The sequence below is a fragment of the Proteus sp. G2300 genome (genome assembly GCF_009915965.1).
In the GTDB taxonomy this organism is placed as follows: Bacteria; Pseudomonadota; Gammaproteobacteria; order Enterobacterales; family Enterobacteriaceae; genus Proteus; species Proteus vulgaris.
Genome location: NZ_JAABNK010000004.1, coordinates 24,025 through 42,156, shown reverse-complemented (window position 1 = coordinate 42,156; position 18,132 = coordinate 24,025). Strand labels below are relative to the sequence as shown.

Here is an 18,132-nt window from a genome sequence, read left to right as displayed (position 1 = left end):
TCGCACAAGTTGATTATAAAATAAATCGACTCAGATCTTCATCTGCTACAAGCTCATCCAGATGCTGTTTCACATATTCTGCATCAATCAATATAGATTGACCTTGTCGTTCGCTTGCATCGTAGGAAATTTCTTCCATTAAGCGTTCTAAAACGGTATGTAAACGACGAGCGCCGATATTTTCAGTTGTCTCATTAACACGCCATGCTGATTCGGCAATTTTGCGAATACCGTCTTCAGTAAAGCTAATAGAGACCCCTTCAGTTGCCATTAAAGCTTCATACTGTTTTGTTAGCGATGCATTAGGTTCTGTAAGAATACGCTCAAAATCTTCTGCTGTCAGCGCTTGAAGCTCAACGCGAATTGGCAGACGTCCTTGCAATTCAGGAATTAAATCAGAAGGACTGGAAACTTGGAAAGCACCTGATGCAATAAACAGAATATGGTCTGTTTTCACCATACCGTGTTTTGTTGAAACTGTACAACCTTCGACCAGTGGTAAGAGGTCACGTTGCACCCCTTCACGAGAAACGTCAGGGCCAGAACTTTGACCACCACGTTTACAGATTTTGTCTACTTCATCAATAAAGACAATACCGTGTTGCTCTACTGCATCAATGGCTTGTTGCTTTAACTCTTCAGGGTTAACCAGTTTAGCGGCTTCTTCTTCAACAATAAGCTTAAACGCATCTTTGATTTTCATCTTACGCGCTTTTTGTTTTTGTCCCGCTAAATTTTGGAACATAGATTGTAATTGGTTTGTCATCTCTTCCATTCCTGGAGGAGCCATGATTTCAACACCCATTGGTGTTGCAGATAACTCAATTTCAATCTCTTTATCGTCTAATTGGCCTTCGCGTAATTTTTTACGGAAAGATTGGCGAGCAGCAGAAGGTTCAGAGGCTTGCTCTGCGACACCCCAGTTATTTTTTGCTGGTGGAATAAGTGCATCCAGAATGCGTTCTTCCGCCATTTCCTCAGCACGGAAACGGTTTTTATCAATCGCTTGGCTACGCACCATTTTGACCGCAGAGTCGGTTAAGTCACGGATAATAGAATCAACTTCTTTACCCACATAACCTACTTCAGTGAATTTAGTTGCTTCAACTTTGATGAAAGGTGCATTGGCTAATTTTGCTAAACGGCGTGCAATTTCAGTTTTACCCACACCAGTAGGACCAATCATCAGAATATTTTTAGGGGTGACTTCATGGCGTAGCGCTTCATCAAGTTGCATACGGCGCCAGCGGTTACGTAGGGCAATTGCCACAGCGCGTTTCGCTTTATCTTGACCAATAATAAATCTATCAAGTTCGCTGGCTATTTCGCGAGGAGTCATTTCAGACATGCTCTCAAATCCTTACTCTTTTGAAGAGAGTTCTTCAAAGTTGACATTATGGTTAGTGTAAATACAGATATCTCCAGCGATGCTCAGTGCTTTTTCAGCGATTTCGCGTGCAGAAAGTTCAGTATTTTCTAGCATGGCTCTTGCCGCTGCTTGTGCATAAGGACCACCAGAGCCGATAGCAATGAGATCGTGTTCTGGTTGAACGACATCACCATTACCAGTGATGATAAGAGATGTATTTTCATCTGCAACAGCAAGTAGTGCTTCTAATTTGCGTAGCATTCTGTCTGTGCGCCAATCTTTTGCGAGCTCTACCGCAGCTTTGGTTAAATGCCCTTGGTGAAGTTCTAATTTGCGTTCAAACAGTTCAAAAAGAGTAAAAGCATCAGCAGTGCCGCCAGCAAATCCCGCAATGACTTTGTCGTTATAAAGACGGCGTACTTTGCGAACATTGCCTTTCATGACGGTATTACCCATCGTCGCCTGTCCATCACCACCGATTACAACTTGGCCCTTACGGCGAACACTTACGATTGTAGTCATGAGTCAGCCCCTGGTTTAATCAATAAAAATGAGACGGAAAGTGCTTATCTTTGAGATAAAGCACGGCCCGTTATGTGAATTAGAATTATAGGTGGGGGAGAAAATTTATTTTTCAACCCCCAGAAGAGCGAAGAATACAACCTGATACGCCAGCGCCAGCTGCTTGTTTACTGACTGAATTGGCTTGTTCTTTACTGTAAGGTCCTGATAATACGCGTATCCAGCCATCATTGCCTTTTGTTACTCGACTTTCAATACCGGAAAAAGCCAGTGTTGCTCTTACTGATTCGGCTTGTTCTGTATTTTTAAATGAGCCACATTGCACTAAAAAATGCGTTGTAGCCACAGCCGGTTTTGGTGGTTGCGTCACGGTTGCAGGGGCTGGCACTTGCTCGGATTGAGTCTGTGTCGGTTGTTGAACCACAGAAGGTAGGGTTGTTGCCGGTGGTGTTACGACCACTTGTGAGCGCGGAACTTCCCCATTGTAAGGGACTTCAGGTAACTGAACGGCCGGCTGACGCTTATCTGCTTCAATTTGCTGTAAAAATCTCAATTGTTCAGGTGAAAGTGTTGCTTTCGGATTAATCTGGCTACCTGAAGAGGAAGATTCGGGCAATAAAGGCGTACCCACCTGACGATTTTCCAGTTCTTTAATGTACTGCCAACGCTCTTGCGGTTTAGGCGGTAAGCTATTCGCTGGATGCTGCCCAGTGATTGTTGGTGCTGTTTCTATGGCTTCTTTTTTATTATGCGTAATAAAATAGAGGCCACCGATAAACAGCGCCACAATTGCGATTGCCGCGATAAGTGTTGTCAAAGGCAACCCTTTAGCAGCCTTTTTATTTTTACTTTTCGTTGTCTTTTTACGACGAGCAGATGTCTGCCCTCGTCCCACATAGTCTCGTTGTGCCACAGTTCGATTCGCTGATAATTAAAGGAATAGGTATCACGAGCGATATGTTACTTAACATAGTGTGTTTTGCCTAGCTTTTAAGCTGACAGACACTATCTCTTATAATTAGCTCACAATCTAATAAGCGAGAACCTGGTGCAACAGGTCTACCTTGTAATTGATCGAGCAATAACAGCATAGATTGACGTCCAATTTCATAACGAGGTTGTTCCATCGTTGTCAGAGCGGGTTCGCTGTAGCGTGTGATATCAAGATTATCAAAACCAATTACAGAGAGATCTTTCGGGAGCTCTAACCCTAGTTTTTTCGCCTGCCACATAACGCCAATCGCCATAATATCACTATGACAGAACACCGCTGTCGGTGGTTCAGGTAAAGAAATCAGTTTTTTCAGACTTTCTGCACCGCTTTCATGGGTAAAATCACCACGAATAATATAGTCTTCACGTAAAGGAACCCCTGTTCTACGCATAGCTTGAATATAGCCTTGTAAGCGATAGCGACATAAAGGCATATCTTCAGGGCCTGTAATACAAGCAATACGCTTATGCCCCATTTGCTGTAAATAGTGTGTTGCTCTAAAAGAGGCTGTGAGATTATCAATATGAACAGTAGGTAATTCGAGTTCGGGTGCAAATTCATTCGCCATGATCATTGGCGGTAGGTTTTTCTGCTCTTCTTTGGAAACATCAAAAGGAATATGTGATCCAAGCAGTAACATACCATCAATTTGTTTGGTGATAATGAGGTTAATAAATGCATTTTCGTGTTTTTGCTGATGCTTACAATCACCAATAAGAACAAGATAACCATGTTGTGCGGCGGTTTCTTCAATACCACATACGACATCAGTAAAAAAGGGATCACTGATGTTAGGGACGATCACAAGGATCGTTTTTGACTCGTTGCGTTTAAGATTTTTTGACAGGTTATGTGGGTAATAGCCCACGTCAAGAACAGCCTGTTCAACTTTCTGACGGGTTTGTGAGGATACTTTTTCCGGATTCATTAAAGTCCGTGATACGGTTGCTGTGGACACACCGGCTGCAAGGGCAACATCTTTCATTGTTGCTTGCGTATTATCTTTATTATTCTGTTGCAAACCCCATACCTCCCTTTTGGATGGTTTAGTTAAACGATTGCTTTTTTTATTTGTAAAAAAACCGCCGGTGCTCAAAAAAAGATTTTATCGACGGTTTTAGTTTGAGAAATATTCTAAATTGTTATTCTACCCGCTTTTTAAATAGATACTGTTACCTAGTTTGCATAAAAAGTGTGATACCAATCGTTTTTATGAGTTAGTTCGCAAAATTGATAAATAGTCTTGGACTGTAACAAGTATTTCATCAGAATTTTATTCTCAATATAAATTTGGCTGGAATATATTCAAATAGATATAATAAAAACGATTAACAATCTGTTGGGTCAACATCAATATTCCACTTTACTTTCTTACTCTCAGGCAAAGCCACAATTTGAGGGTAAGTGACGGACATTAATTTTTGTAAGTAACCTCGCGAAGGATGTTGTAGCAATAATTGCCAACGATAGTTTCCTCCACGTTTAGCTTGAATAGCAGGAACCGGCCCCATAACCCATAAATTGGGATCTCGCATTGGATGTTGTTCAAGAAATTGTTTGAGTTGCCGTAAAAATTGAGGCGCACGTTGGTTATTATGATCTTCTGAACGGATCATTATATGACTGGAGTAGGGAGGCAGGAAAGTAGCTTGTCGTTCTTGTAACGCTTCTTTCGTGAAGGCATCGTAGCCCTTTTCTAATAACGTCAATAGCAGAGGATGATCAGGTTGGTGAGTTTGTAAATATACAGCGCCTTGCTTACCTGCTCGGCCAGCACGACCTGATACTTGTGTATAAAGCTGAGCAAAGCGCTCGGCTGCACGAAAATCACTTGAAAATAGAGCGCCATCAACATCGAGTAAAGCGACTAAAGTGACATCCGGAAAATGGTGCCCTTTGGCTAGCATCTGTGTACCAATAAGAATACGGGAGCCACCTTGGTAAATATCTTCAAGTTGTTGCTCTAAAGCCCCTTTACGGCTGGTGGTATCTTTATCGATTCGCGTAACGGGCGTATCAGGGAATAATTCACCAATCCCCTGTTCAAGTTGCTCTGTTCCTAACCCAACAGGCATTAAATTAGTTGAACCACATTGTGGGCATTGTGCTGGAATTCGTCGTTGACTATCACATTGATGGCAACGCAACATGCCATGCTTTTGATGTAGCGTGTAATAGTGATCACAGCGAGGGCATTCTGCTATCCACCCACACTCATGGCATAACAATGCAGGCGAAAATCCTCGGCGATTTAAAAAGAGCATGGCTTGGTTTCCAGCATTTAGGTGCTCTTTTATGGCTTTAATTAAAATAGGTGATAATCCCGTAGTGAGGGGCTGTCCTTTTAAATCAATTAAATGCTCAGTTGCAGGTTTGGCATTTCCTGCTCGTTGTGTAAGTGTTAGTTGTTGATATTTTTTTTGTTCAACATTAAAACTGGTTTCAATTGATGGCGTTGCTGTTCCCATCACGATAGGAATATTTTCTTGTTTCGCACGGAATACAGCTAAGTCACGGGCATGATAACGCCAACCATCTTGTTGTTTATAAGAGCCATCATGCTCTTCATCGATAATAATAATACCAAGATGCTGAAAGGGGGTAAGAAGGGCTGAGCGCGTGCCAATAATAATCGCATTATCACCGCGTTTGGCGCGTAACCAAACGGCTAAGCGTTCTGTATCATTTAATCCAGAGTGCAAAACATCTACAGGGGCATTAAAACGTGCTTTAAAACGACGAATAGTTTGAGGCGTTAAGCCAATTTCAGGTACTAGCACTAATGCCTGTTTACCTTGTGCGAGTATTTTTTCTAATACACTTAAGTAAACTTCTGTTTTGCCCGAACCTGTAATACCTAATAATAACCAAGGTGAAAATTGATCGGCTTGAGCCGTAATGGCACCCACCGCTATAGCTTGTTCGGTATTTAATTTAAATCGTTCACCTTGCACTGCAAAATCATTGTGCCAATGTATGGGGGCAGGTTGTATCGGACGTAAATCTGCAAACTCTTTCTTTTTTAGGTTATTGAGTGTTGCTGTAGTGATATCGAATTCATCAAGCTGATGGCGATATAAAGGTGTACGACGAAGTGCGGCTAAGGCTTGTTGCTGTTTTTTTGCCCCTTTTAAACGATTAAGGTCGAGATTAGCTCCCTCTTTTGTGGCATACCATTGCCATAATGGAGTAAATTCAGCCGGTTTCCCCTGCCGTAATAAAATGGGCATGGCATGAAATAATACTTCTCCTAAAGGGTAGTGATAATAAGCCGAGGCCCAATTTAACATATCCCATAAAACCCCCGGGAAGAGTGTCTCAGTATCGAGAATTTCCTCAATAGGTTTTAGCTTTTCGATTGGAAACTCACTGTGTGTAGCGAGTCCTTTGACAATCCCAAGAGAACGGCGTTTATTACCAAAAGGTACGATGACTCGACTACCGACAACTGGCGCATTGATCCCTTCTGGTAACAGATAATCAAAAGAGGAGAACAGTGGTACAGGTAAAATTACCTGAACTATAGTCATATCAGGGTTTCCGAGTGTTTTAGCGAAAAGGTAGCGTTAAGAATATCACAAAAAGTGTGCAGATTTCATTGCGCGTTTAGTAGATATTCTGTATGATCCGCCCCCTTTGGTAGATAAATTACCAGACACTTAATTTCAATCAACACGACGTGTGGTGTTCGGCTGTGGGCTGAATGGCGACACGGCCTTAGTAGAGGTTTTCCATGCAAAAAGATATTCATCCTAAATACGAAGAAATTACTGCATCTTGTTCTTGCGGTAACGTTATGAAAATCAACTCCACAGCAGGTCACAACCTGAATCTGGACGTTTGTGATAAATGCCACCCATTCTATACTGGTAAACAACGTGATGTTGCAACCGGTGGTCGTGTTGATCTGTTCAACAAACGCTTCAAAATCCCAGGTAGCAAATAAGATATTTGTTGCTACACGATATCAGCAAAGTCTGGTATCTTGCGGACAGTTTGGCACTAAAGAAAAGCCCAAAGTTTTTGCTTTGGGCTTTTTTATTCGTGTTAATCAAGCAATGAGTCAATAAATCGGCGCTGATTAATACTCCCAAGTATCGGGATCAACCCCGTGCTGGCGCATTATTTCTTTTGCCTCTTCAGGGATTTCATCATTACGTTCTTTACGTAAGTCTTCATCATTTGGGAGAGGCTGTCCGGTAAATGCGTGCAAAAATGCTTCACACAATAATTCACTATTGGTTGCATGTTTTAGGTTATTAACCTGACGGCGAGTGCGTTCATCGGTCAAAATTTTCAACACTTTCAACGGAATTGAAACTGTGATTTTCTTAACTTGCTCACTCTTTTTGCCATGCTCAGCGTAAGGGCTGATATATTCACCGTTCCATTCAGCCATGGATTACCTTTATTAATATCATTTAGTTGAAGTCAGAATAGGGTTAACCCACATTCTGATGTGGCAATACCAGTTTATCATGACTTTTCTAAAACCACCGACTCTTCTGACTGAAGGTGAGAGAAAAAGTAATGGTCACTGGTGATATCCTTAATTCAGGTATTATTCCATTACTTAATCTATCCGTAAAGGAGTTTAGATGTCTAGATGTATTGACGTCTTGGTGTCTAATTGGATATGCTGTTGTCGACTTTTCCATTTATCGCTGTGACAAGGTGCCTGCATGACGAAGAAAACAGCAACACTCGCTATCCATAATGGGCTAAATGAAGATACACAATTTGGTTGTGTTGTACCGCCTATCTATCTTTCTAGCACTTATAATTTCTTAGAATTTAATCAGCCTCGTGAACATGATTATTCTCGTCGCGGTAATCCCACACGTGATATGGTGCAAAAAGCATTAGCTGAGCTAGAAGGAGGGGTAGGCGCTGTTGTCACTAGCAGTGGAATGTCGGCAATTCATTTAATTTGTACGGTTTTTTTAAAACCAGGCGATGTTATCGTTGCACCTCATGACTGCTATGGGGGGAGTTATCGCCTTTTTAACAGTCAACAAGAGCGTGGAGCTTACCGGGTCATTTTTGTGGATCAAAATGATGATATTGCACTAAAGCAAGCTTTATTACATCAGCCTAAAATTGTTTTTATCGAAACACCAAGTAATCCTCTTTTAAGAATAACGGATATTCAAAAGATCAGTGAACTAGCTCATCAACAAGGTGCTTTAGTGGTTGCGGATAACACCTTTATGAGTCCGGTCTTACAAAAGCCATTAACATTAGGTGCAGATATTGTTGTGCACTCCTGCACAAAATATCTCAATGGTCATTCAGATATTGTTGCGGGTGTTGTTATCTGTCAGTGTCAGAAACAGCTTGAGGAGCTAAGCTGGTGGGCGAATAATATTGGCGTCACATCTGGCGCATTTGATAGTTATTTATTATTACGAGGTATAAGAACTCTCGTGCCTCGAATTCGACTTCAACAAGAAAATGCACAGACATTAGTGGCATTTTTACAAACACAGCCTTTAGTCGAAAAAATGTATTACCCCGCACTGGAAAATCATGCAGGCCATCAAATAGCAAAAAAACAGCAGCAAGGTTTCGGTGCGATGTTAAGTTTTGAGTTAAAAGGGGGGGTGGAGGTAATTAAACTCTTTTTATCTCACTTAACTCTCTTTACACTGGCAGAATCTTTAGGTGGGGTAGAAACCTTAATTTGTCACCCTGCCACAATGACACATGCGGGCATGTCAGATGAGGCGAAGAAAATAGCGGGAATAAGTCCCTCATTGCTCCGTATCTCTGTAGGTATTGAAGATAGCCAGGATTTAATCAACGATTTACAAAATGCGTTTGATGCAGCAACTAAAAGGTAACCATGGATCATGAGCGTAGTGGCAATTAAACAACAGGCGGAACCGATTTGCCGTCAGTTACATAAATTCGGTGGTAGCAGTCTTGCAGACATAAAATGTTATCAACGTGTCGTGAATATCATGACAAACTATAGCCAACCGAATGATCTCATGGTGGTTTCTGCGGCGGGTTCAACAACCAATCAGCTAATTAGCTGGCTTAAACTGAGTCAAAGTGATCGCATTTCAGCGCATCAAGTTCAGCAAACATTACGACGCTACCAATTGTCATTAATTGAAGGTCTTCTTTCAAAAGAAAATGCAGAGCTTCTCTCTCAAGCGTTTATTGCCGATCTTGAACGTTTAAGTTATTTACTTGATAAGCCTATGACAGAGGCGACTTATGCCGAAGTTGTCGGCCATGGTGAAATCTGGTCTGCAAGATTAATGGCAAAACTACTAACTGAACAAGGTTTACCGAGTATTTGGTTAGATGCTCGTGAATTTTTGTGTGCAGAAAGAGCCGCACAACCTCAAGTGAATGAAATATTATCTCGCCCATTATTGCAATCACTGTTAGCCAAACATCCTGAATGTCGTTTTGTTGTGACTGGTTTTATTAGCCGTAATCAACAAGGTGAAACGGTTTTATTAGGTCGTAATGGTAGTGACTATTCAGCTACGCAAGTGGGCGCGTTAGCTGATGTCGGAAAAGTGACCATTTGGAGTGATGTCGCGGGAGTATACAGTGCGGATCCACGTAAAGTTAAAGATGCCTGCTTATTACCCTTATTACGTTTAGATGAAGCCAGTGAGTTGGCTCGTTTAGCAGCTCCTGTTTTACATACACGGACATTGCAACCCGTATCAGGCAGTAATATTGATTTGCAACTTCGTTGTAGTTATCAACCTGAGCAAGGTTCAACACGTATAGAACGTGTTTTAGCATCAGGAACGGGCGCCAAGATCGTTACAAGTCATGACGATGTTTGTTTAATTGAGCTACAACTCTCATCCCATCAAAACTTTGAGCAAGTAGCAAAAGAAGTTGATGAATTACTTAAACGTGCGCAAATTCGTCCTTTAGCAACTGGCGTGGACAAAGACAGCCAACTTTTACAGCTCTGTTATACCAGTGAAGTCGCAAACAGTGCATTAGATGTATTACAAGATGCGGTTTTGCCGGGTAAATTACATTTACGTGAAGGGTTCTCTTTAGTGGCGTTAGTTGGTGCGGGTGTGTGTAAAAACCCACTGCATTGTCATCGTTTTTATCAACAACTTAAAGACCAACCTGTTGAATTTATTTGGCATGCTGAAGATAACATTAGCTTAGTCGCTGTATTGCGTAATTATACCGAACATTTATTACAAGGTTTGCATCAAACGCTATTTAGAGCAGAAAAACAGATTGGTTTAGTGTTGTTTGGTAAGGGTAATATTGGCTCTCGTTGGCTAGAGCTTTTTGCACGAGAGCAAGAGCCGTTATCTGCACGCAGTGATTTTGAATTTATTCTTGCGGGGGTCGTTGATAGTCGTCGCAGTTTACTTGATTATCAAGGTATTAACCCTAGTCGTGCATTGGCTTTCTTTGATGAAGAAGCAACAGAGCATACTGAAGAATCACTTTATCTTTGGATGAGAGCACATCCTTATGATGATTTAGTGGTTGTTGATATTACGGCGAATGAGTCCCTTGCTACTTCTTATGAAGATTTTGCCAGCTATGGTTTTCATGTTATTAGCGCTAATAAAATTGCTGGCTCCGCATCAAGTTTGCGTTATCGGGCTACACGAGATGCCTTTTCTAAAACTGGCCGTCATTGGTTATATAACGCAACAGTGGGCGCAGGCTTACCGATAAACCATACCGTGCGCGATTTACGCGAAAGTGGTGATTCCATTTTATCAATTAGTGGTATTTTCTCAGGCACATTATCGTGGTTATTCTTACAATTTGATGGCTCGGTACCTTTTAGTGAATTGGTAGAACAAGCATGGCAACAAGGGTTAACAGAGCCTGATCCACGAATCGATTTATCAGGACAAGATGTAATGCGTAAGCTGGTTATTCTTGCTCGTGAAGCGGGTTATGATATTGAGCCAGAGCAAGTGAGAGTTGAATCTTTAGTGCCAGTAGAAGCTGAAACGGGTTCACTAGAAGCGTTTTTTGATAACAGTGCGTTGATCAATGAACAAATGGCACAGCGGTTAGCTGCTGCAAATGAAATGGATATGGTATTGCGGTATATCGCGCGTTTTGATGCCAATGGTAAAGCCAAAGTGGGTGTTGAAGCAGTAAGAAAAGATCATCCTCTAGCCTCACTGTTACCCGGTGATAATTTGTTTGCGATTGAAAGCCGTTGGTATCGTGATAATCCACTAGTTATAAGAGGGCCGGGAGCAGGAAGAGATGTGACTGCAGGTGCAATTCAATCAGATTTAAACCGTCTCTCTCAATTACTGTAATTTAATTATTTCTTTTTTATAAAGGTTATCAGCGGGTTATTTTTTGCTGATAACCTTTTGTCATTTTTGTGTCATATCACTCAATTTTTTTAAATTCTTTGGCTATACTTGAAGTATCTCTAGTCACAAAGGAGCGATTAATGTCAAAAGTAGTAAGACAGATTGTCCCACTAAGAAATGAAATGACGGAGGTGAACCATCAAGCTAAAGAGAACGATTGTCAGTAGCTCATGATGTGAAATTTTAGCGTCTTGAGTGGAAGTTGAAGTACAGTTACAACGTGTTTGAACGTTATTAAGAGTACAATTCTATTTACCACGTGTTTTACAACAGACAATTTAATTTACTGAAAGAATAATTTGTTATTCTTAATTTAAAGCGCTGATTTTTCAGCGCTTTATTCGTTTATTAAGGTAGAATGGCAAAAGAACGTACAGGGAAACCAGTGGCATTATTGGGTTTGGCGACAATATTAAAAATAACAGCCCCACGAGTGGGGAGTTGATCTAAATTAGTCATTAATTCAATTTGATAAGTATCCTGTTCCAATACGTAATACTCACCTAATAACGCATTGTTTTTATGGAATTCTTTTGCTGGATCTGTATCAAATGTTTCATGACCAATAGCTTTTATTTTTCGCTCTTCAAATAAGAATTTGAGAGCATCAAGCCCCCAGCCCGGAATTTGATTTTTTCCTTCAGCATCTTTGTTATCCATCGCCTCTTGTGAAGGCCAGCGCTTACTCCAGTCAGTACGTAATGCGACAAAAGTACCGGCTTCAATTTCACCGTGTTGTTTTTCAAATTCAAGAATATCATTTTTTGAAAATGAGAAATTAGCGTCAATTTTTGCGCGCTCTGATTGATCAATAACAATCAGTGGTAACACTAATTCTTTCAGTTCTAACTGATGCAGATAACGAGTATTAGGAACAAAATGACAAGGTGCATCAATATGCGTACCGTATTGGCCCGGGAATGTAAATTGCTGAGCAAAAAAACCATCTTGATAATCAAAAAGGGTTTTGAAGTTAGCTGCGTCAAACATAAAAAAATGAGGTGAATCTTTATCGAAGCTGTGTGTTAAATCTACCCATTTTTTAGATTTGATGATAGAAAGTGCATTCATTAATTCATTTGTCATCGGTTTCCCCTGTCTGATAACGGAAATAGTAATAGAGTGATTTGATCGTTTTTAATGTTATGGATGTTGAATTTGATTTTATTTTAAACAGAAATTAGTTTGCTTTAGTGATAATAAACATAAAGAAAAAACAAAATAAAGCGTTAAACCTGTTTGATAATAAAAATCTTAATCTGACAGAGTGAGTAAAAAAAGATAGGAAGAATAAGGTATGAGATAGCGTGAACGGTTATAACACATGGACGTAAAAAACTAAAAAGTACAAATCACACCAGACATTTCATCAATATTAAAAAAATTCATCCAAATTTTTAACCAGATAAATTCCCACGTATCTTCCCCTTCATAGTAAAAAACGCTTCTTAGCCGATAAGAAACAAAAAAATGTCCTTATTCTTGGCAAAATTGAGCTAAAACAACACGAATATTAGCCATTCTTATAAGACTAAAGCCGTAATTAAATTTCAGAAAAATCCCCCAAAACGATTATTTTCTGATATGAATAGTAGGCTAAGTAAAAAAAGCAGTGTGGCTTATCACAAAAATCAAAATAAAGTCACATTAGAGATGAAAGTTAATTACACAACTGGGAGGACATGACTTTTCTAATAGGAAGATGCATGTTGTTACCGCCACAAAGACAAGGTCAGGAGTCTCATGAATCAACAATATTCTGCTATGCGTAGCAATGTCAGTATGCTCGGCAAGCTACTTGGAGATACGATAAAAGAAGCACTTGGTGAGGAAATTTTAGATAAGGTTGAATCTATTCGAAAATTATCTAAATCATCGCGAGCAGGTAATGAAGTGCAGCGACAAAAGTTGTTGCTCACGTTACAGAATCTATCTAATGATGAATTATTACCCGTTGCTAGAGCATTCAATCAATTTTTGAACCTGACGAATGTAGCTGAACAATATCATAGTATTTCACCTCATGGCGAAGCCGCAAGTAATCCTGTGGCATTGGCAAAATTAATCTCCCGACTAAAAGATAAGAATTTTACCGATACGCAATTAAAAGAAGCCGTAGAACAAATCTCTATTGAGTTGGTATTAACGGCGCATCCAACCGAAATTGCACGTCGTACTCTTATTCATAAGCTGGTTGAAGTGAATACCTGTTTATCTCAACTCGATCATGATGATTTAGCTGATTATGAACGCACGAATATTATGCGTCGCTTACGTCAGTTAGTCGCTCAATCATGGCACACAGATGAAATTAGAAAAGTCCGTCCAACGCCGATTGATGAAGCAAAATGGGGTTTTGCTGTTGTTGAAAATAGTTTATGGGAAGGCGTTCCTGCTTTTTTACGTGAATTTAACGAACAGCTTAAAGAATCGATAGATTACAACTTACCGGTAGAAGCATCACCCATTCGTTTTACATCATGGATGGGAGGCGACCGCGATGGCAACCCAAACGTTACAGCAGAAATCACGCGTCATGCTTTACTGTTAAGTCGCTGGAAAGCAGCTGATTTATTCTTAAATGATATCCAAGTACTTGTTTCAGAACTTTCGATGACAGAAAGTACACCTGAATTACGTGAATTGGCGGGGGGGGCTGAAGTTGCAGAGCCTTATCGTGAAATCGCTAAACAGCTACGCACTCGCTTACAAGTGACTCGTGATTATTTAGAACAACGCATTAAAGGTCAACAATCATTACCACCAGAAGGTTTGTTGATTGATAACGCAGAGCTTTGGGAGCCACTATACGCATGTTATCAATCACTAAATCAGTGTGGTATGCGTATTATTGCTAATGGACAATTGTTAGATACATTACGCCGTATCCGTTGTTTTGGTTTACAGCTAGTTAAGCTCGATATTCGCCAAGAAAGTACCAATCACACCGAAGCGCTCTCTGAATTAACACAATATTTAGAGTTGGGTGATTACGCGGATTGGTCTGAAGAGCAAAAACAAACATTCTTATTGGAAGAATTAAATTCTAAGCGTCCACTTATCCCGACAAATTGGCAACCAAGTGCGGCGACCCAAGAAGTATTTGAAACTTGCCGTGTCATTGCACAATCACCGAAAGATTCTATCGCCTCTTATGTTATATCAATGGCAAAAGTACCTTCGGATGTATTAGCCGTAAAACTGTTGTTGAAAGAAGCGGGTGCGGATATTCGCTTACCGGTTGCGCCGTTATTTGAAACACTTGAAGACTTAAATAACGCTGAAAGTGTAATGACACGTTTGTTTGATATTCCGTGGTATCGCGATTTAATTGATGACAAGCAAATGGTGATGATTGGCTATTCCGACTCTGCAAAAGATGCGGGTGTGATGGCTGCTTCATGGGCACAATATCGAGCACAAGATTCGTTAATCAAACTGTGTGAAAAATCAGGTGTGACATTAACGTTATTCCACGGACGTGGCGGTACAATTGGTCGCGGTGGTGCGCCAGCTCATGCAGCATTACTCTCTCAACCACCAGGAAGTTTAAAAGGTGGCCTGCGTGTGACAGAACAAGGCGAAATGATCCGCTTTAAGTTCGGATTACCACAAGTCACCATCAGTAGCCTTGCTCACTATGCAGGTGCAATCTTAGAAGCGAATTTATTACCACCACCAGAGCCAAAAGCGCCTTGGATTGAGGTAATGGATTCCTTGTCTGACGTTTCTTGTGCAATGTACCGTGACTATGTACGAGGACAAGAAGACTTTGTGCCTTACTTTAGAGCGGCAACGCCAGAAGGCGAGTTGGGTAAACTACCATTAGGCTCACGTCCTGCAAAACGTCGCCCTACTGGAGGTGTTGAAACTTTGCGCGCTATCCCGTGGATCTTCGCATGGACTCAAAACCGCTTAATGCTACCTGCTTGGTTGGGTGCTGGCGCTGCATTACAACATGAAATTGATAGCGGAAAACAGGCGGTATTAGACGATATGTGTGAGAACTGGCCGTTCTTTAATACACGTATTGCGATGTTGGAAATGGTGTACGCTAAAGCAGATTTATGGTTAGCGGAATATTACGACCAACGCTTAGTTGAAGAGCGCTTATGGCCACTAGGTGCAAAATTACGCCAACAACTTTCCGATGATATTAAGAGTGTCTTGGCGATTTCAAAGGATGAGCATTTAATGGCGGATTTACCATGGGTAGCGGAATCTATTGCGTTACGTAATGTGTATACTGATCCATTAAACGTACTTCAGGCTGAGTTATTACAGCGCTCTCGTACTCATAGCGAGTCTGATCCACGCATTGAACAAGCGCTAATGGTAACAATTGCTGGTATTGCAGCTGGTATGCGTAACACAGGCTAGAGCAATCCGTATTTAGAAACTAAAACAGCGCTTAATAACAGCGCTGTTTTTTTATGCTTACTTATTTCAAAGAGGCGATAAATAAAATGCAGTTAACTCAAAAAATAAACCAGCGTTGATGCCAATTATTTACGCTTTTATTGAGAGAGGAAAATAAAGAATAAGTAGAAAATTGTTTTGCGATTATTTTTTGATTTTTTGCATCACAACATTTACGAAAAAGAATAAAAAAACTGCCTAATTCACGAACTACCTGTTGGCGGAGTGCTTTTGCTAATAACTGATCAGATTGTTTATCGGTTTCTTTTAATAGTTGTAAGATTATCTGCAAATAACTTTGTGTTCGTTGAGCTTCTTTTTGTTGGTCGGGTTTACGTGTAATAGAGTCAGGATTAGCACAGTAATAATAGAGAGGTTGGTTATCAAAACCTATTCGCTCTGCAACAAGCGCTAATTGCATTGTCCACAAAATATTTTAATGGTAAAGACCTTCAATAAATTGAAGTTGATGTTTTTTTATTAAGTCATGCCGAGTTAACTGCAACCAAACGAAATGTGGCCATTGATGTTGAGTGACGGCATGAATGATCCACTCACTACCTTTTATGACTTTTTGATAAGGCTGTCGTTGATGGATGGTTTTTTGGTGCTTGTTAAGATCACTTGGATTGAATCGTTCATCATTACCAATTAAAACATCAACGTGTTGGGTAACAGCTAATTGATACCAATGTGCGAGTAATTCAGGTTTAATAAAATCATCACTATCAAAAAAAACTATCCATTCGCCTTGCGCATATTTTAAACCCGTATTTCTTGCGCTGGATAATTCTTGATTAGTTTATTGATAAAGCTTCACACGCGCATCTTTTTGGCAATAAGACGTGGCGATTTCAGCACTATTATCTGTCGAACCATCATTAACAATAATGACTTCAATATCGGTGAATGTTTGAGTGATCACACTATCCAATAATCTCGTCATACGAGACGCTTCATTAAACATAGGAACGATGACAGAAATTTGGGGTGTTTTCACAATATTGAGCCAGTTATCAATAAATAAAGTTTTACTATCTTATCCTTTTTTTGCCTTTTCATAAGACTCAATCGCTCTTATTCGTGCTTTGGCGTGATCAACTATCGGTAATGGATAATCAAGAGGATTATTGGTTTTTGCTGCCCACTCATGAGGTGTGTGAATATACCGATTAGGCACATTGGCTAGCTCAGGAAGCCACTGGCGGATAAATTCACCATCAGGATCAAACTTACGGCCTTGGGTTGTGGGATTGAAAATTCGAAAATAAGGTACTGCATCGGTTCCTGTGGATGCGGCCCATTGCCAGCCACCGTTATTTGATGCGAAATCGCCATCAATGAGTTGTGACATAAAATAACGTTCACCCCAACGCCAATCAATTAACAAATCTTTGATAAGAAAACTGGCTGTGAGCATACGTAAACGGTTATGCATCCAACCTGTATGATTAAGCTGTCTCATGGCGGCATCAATAATAGGAAAGCCGGTTAAACCTTGTGCCCAAGCATTAAATTCCGCTTTATCATTGCGCCAATTGATTTTTTCTGTCCAAAGCTGAAAGGCAATGTGTTTGCATAAATGAGGATTAGCCACAATTAAATGTTGGTAAAATTCTCGCCAAATCAATTCGTTAAACCATACGAAAGCACCTGATGCACTGTTTTCCAAAAAGTCAGGTTCAGTTTGGTATAAGCGATTAAAACATTGGCGAATAGACAGTAATCCAATAGAGAGATAAGGGGATAATCGACTTGTGCCATCGACTGCAGGAATATCTCGCCATTTTGCATAATGAGGGGCACTTTCATAACAGAATTGTTTTAAGCGTTTAAGCGCCTCTTCTTCTGTGGCGAGAAAAGAGAGTGTTGGTGGATAGTCCAGTGAAAATAATGGCGCTTTTAATGGGGTAACTGTTTTTTGATGTGCCCTTATTTCTGGAGCAGGTAATGACGCATTATCTTGTGAAAAAAAGAGGCGTAAAAATGCATTTCTAAAGGGTGTAAAAACTTTATACATCTCCCCTTGTTGTGTAATCACATTACCCGGTGGAATAAATGTATTGTCATGATAAGCATAAACCGTTGTTTTATTTTCTAGCAATTCAATGACTTTTTTATCACGGCGTTGTTCATTAAGGGCATATTGGTGATTGAAAAAAAGCGCCGTTACTTGATATTGTTGGCAATAGTGTGCCACTTCATTGGCTGCAGTTGAATAAGTATCACTCATGATCAATGTCAGGGGAATATTGAGTTTCGCCAAAGAGATTGAAAGACTGAGTAAGGCATCATGAATAAACGCCTGACATGACAAAGCCATATTATGGGCTTTCCATTGTTCAGGCGTGATGGTGAAAAGAGCATGCACCTGTGCGTGTTTATCTTGGCAAGCATTAAAGAGTGCTTTGTTATCTGTCACTCTTAAATCATGACGAAACCAAACTAAATGAACAGGAGACGGGTGCATATAACCT

13 protein-coding genes and 1 pseudogene are annotated in these 18,132 nt (G+C 40.4%); 4 read left to right on the top strand and 10 right to left on the bottom strand.

Features of this window, described 5'->3' with window-relative positions:
* Positions 1 to 13: 13 nt before the first annotated feature.
* The 5 genes from hslU to priA all read right to left on the bottom strand — a co-directional run bounded on the left by hslU (position 14) and on the right by priA (position 6,415).
* A complete protein-coding gene (gene hslU / locus GWI97_RS01480; RefSeq protein ID WP_036933293.1) occupies positions 14 to 1,348 on the bottom strand; it encodes an HslU--HslV peptidase ATPase subunit in 1,335 nt (444 codons plus the stop codon).
* A 12-nt stretch (positions 1,349 to 1,360) separates the two neighbouring features.
* Positions 1,361 to 1,891, bottom strand: a complete 531-nt coding sequence (gene hslV / locus GWI97_RS01475) for an ATP-dependent protease subunit HslV (protein ID WP_036933292.1) — start codon at positions 1,889 to 1,891, stop codon at positions 1,361 to 1,363.
* A gap of 112 nt (positions 1,892 to 2,003) precedes the next feature.
* Positions 2,004 to 2,804, bottom strand: a complete 801-nt coding sequence (gene ftsN / locus GWI97_RS01470; RefSeq protein WP_036933290.1) for a cell division protein FtsN — start codon at positions 2,802 to 2,804, stop codon at positions 2,004 to 2,006.
* Positions 2,805 to 2,874: 70 nt separating this feature from the next.
* Positions 2,875 to 3,906, bottom strand: a complete 1,032-nt coding sequence (cytR, locus tag GWI97_RS01465) for a DNA-binding transcriptional regulator CytR (protein ID WP_036933288.1) — start codon at positions 3,904 to 3,906, stop codon at positions 2,875 to 2,877.
* 307 nt (positions 3,907 to 4,213) lie between these two features.
* Positions 4,214 to 6,415 (bottom strand): primosomal protein N', encoded by a 2,202-nt coding sequence (gene priA / locus GWI97_RS01460; RefSeq protein ID WP_161751810.1) that lies wholly within the window; start codon positions 6,413 to 6,415, stop codon positions 4,214 to 4,216.
* 203 nt (positions 6,416 to 6,618) lie between these two features.
* Here priA and rpmE point away from each other — a divergent pair, with 203 nt between their 5' ends.
* Positions 6,619 to 6,831, top strand: coding sequence for a 50S ribosomal protein L31 (rpmE, locus tag GWI97_RS01455; RefSeq protein WP_006534140.1), 213 nt, complete (start codon positions 6,619 to 6,621; stop codon positions 6,829 to 6,831).
* Positions 6,832 to 6,966: 135 nt separating this feature from the next.
* Here rpmE and metJ read toward each other — a convergent pair whose 3' ends face one another.
* On the bottom strand, positions 6,967 to 7,284 hold the full coding sequence (gene metJ / locus GWI97_RS01450; protein ID WP_036933283.1) for a met regulon transcriptional regulator MetJ: 318 nt from the start codon (positions 7,282 to 7,284) through the stop codon (positions 6,967 to 6,969).
* Between the two features lie 283 nt (positions 7,285 to 7,567).
* Between metJ and metB the strand changes: the two genes are divergently transcribed.
* Positions 7,568 to 8,728 carry a cystathionine gamma-synthase gene (gene metB, locus GWI97_RS01445; RefSeq protein WP_103005221.1) on the top strand — a complete coding sequence of 387 codons (1,161 nt, stop codon included), beginning with the start codon at positions 7,568 to 7,570 and terminating at the stop codon, positions 8,726 to 8,728.
* 9 nt (positions 8,729 to 8,737) lie between these two features.
* The gene (locus GWI97_RS01440; RefSeq protein WP_036933280.1) at positions 8,738 to 11,176 is read left to right on the top strand and encodes a bifunctional aspartate kinase/homoserine dehydrogenase II; all 2,439 of its coding nucleotides are present in this window, start codon (positions 8,738 to 8,740) and stop codon (positions 11,174 to 11,176) included.
* Between the two features lie 408 nt (positions 11,177 to 11,584).
* Here GWI97_RS01440 and GWI97_RS01435 read toward each other — a convergent pair whose 3' ends face one another.
* Positions 11,585 to 12,322: a cyclase family protein gene (locus tag GWI97_RS01435; protein ID WP_036933277.1), complete on the bottom strand. Its 738-nt coding sequence runs from the start codon at positions 12,320 to 12,322 to the stop codon at positions 11,585 to 11,587.
* 657 nt (positions 12,323 to 12,979) lie between these two features.
* Between GWI97_RS01435 and ppc the strand changes: the two genes are divergently transcribed.
* Positions 12,980 to 15,616, top strand: a complete 2,637-nt coding sequence (ppc, locus tag GWI97_RS01430; protein WP_036933274.1) for a phosphoenolpyruvate carboxylase — start codon at positions 12,980 to 12,982, stop codon at positions 15,614 to 15,616.
* A gap of 97 nt (positions 15,617 to 15,713) precedes the next feature.
* On the opposite strand, the gene GWI97_RS18305 is transcribed toward ppc, so the two are convergent.
* From GWI97_RS18305 to phrB, 3 genes and pseudogenes are all read right to left on the bottom strand, one after another.
* Positions 15,714 to 16,076 carry a hypothetical protein gene (locus GWI97_RS18305; protein ID WP_224215415.1) on the bottom strand — a complete coding sequence of 121 codons (363 nt, stop codon included), beginning with the start codon at positions 16,074 to 16,076 and terminating at the stop codon, positions 15,714 to 15,716.
* Positions 16,077 to 16,091: 15 nt separating this feature from the next.
* Positions 16,092 to 16,655: pseudogene (locus tag GWI97_RS18300) on the bottom strand (glycosyltransferase).
* A 39-nt stretch (positions 16,656 to 16,694) separates the two neighbouring features.
* Positions 16,695 to 18,125 (bottom strand): deoxyribodipyrimidine photo-lyase, encoded by a 1,431-nt coding sequence (gene phrB, locus GWI97_RS01420; protein ID WP_087802678.1) that lies wholly within the window; start codon positions 18,123 to 18,125, stop codon positions 16,695 to 16,697.
* Between the last annotated feature and the right edge of the window lie 7 nt (positions 18,126 to 18,132).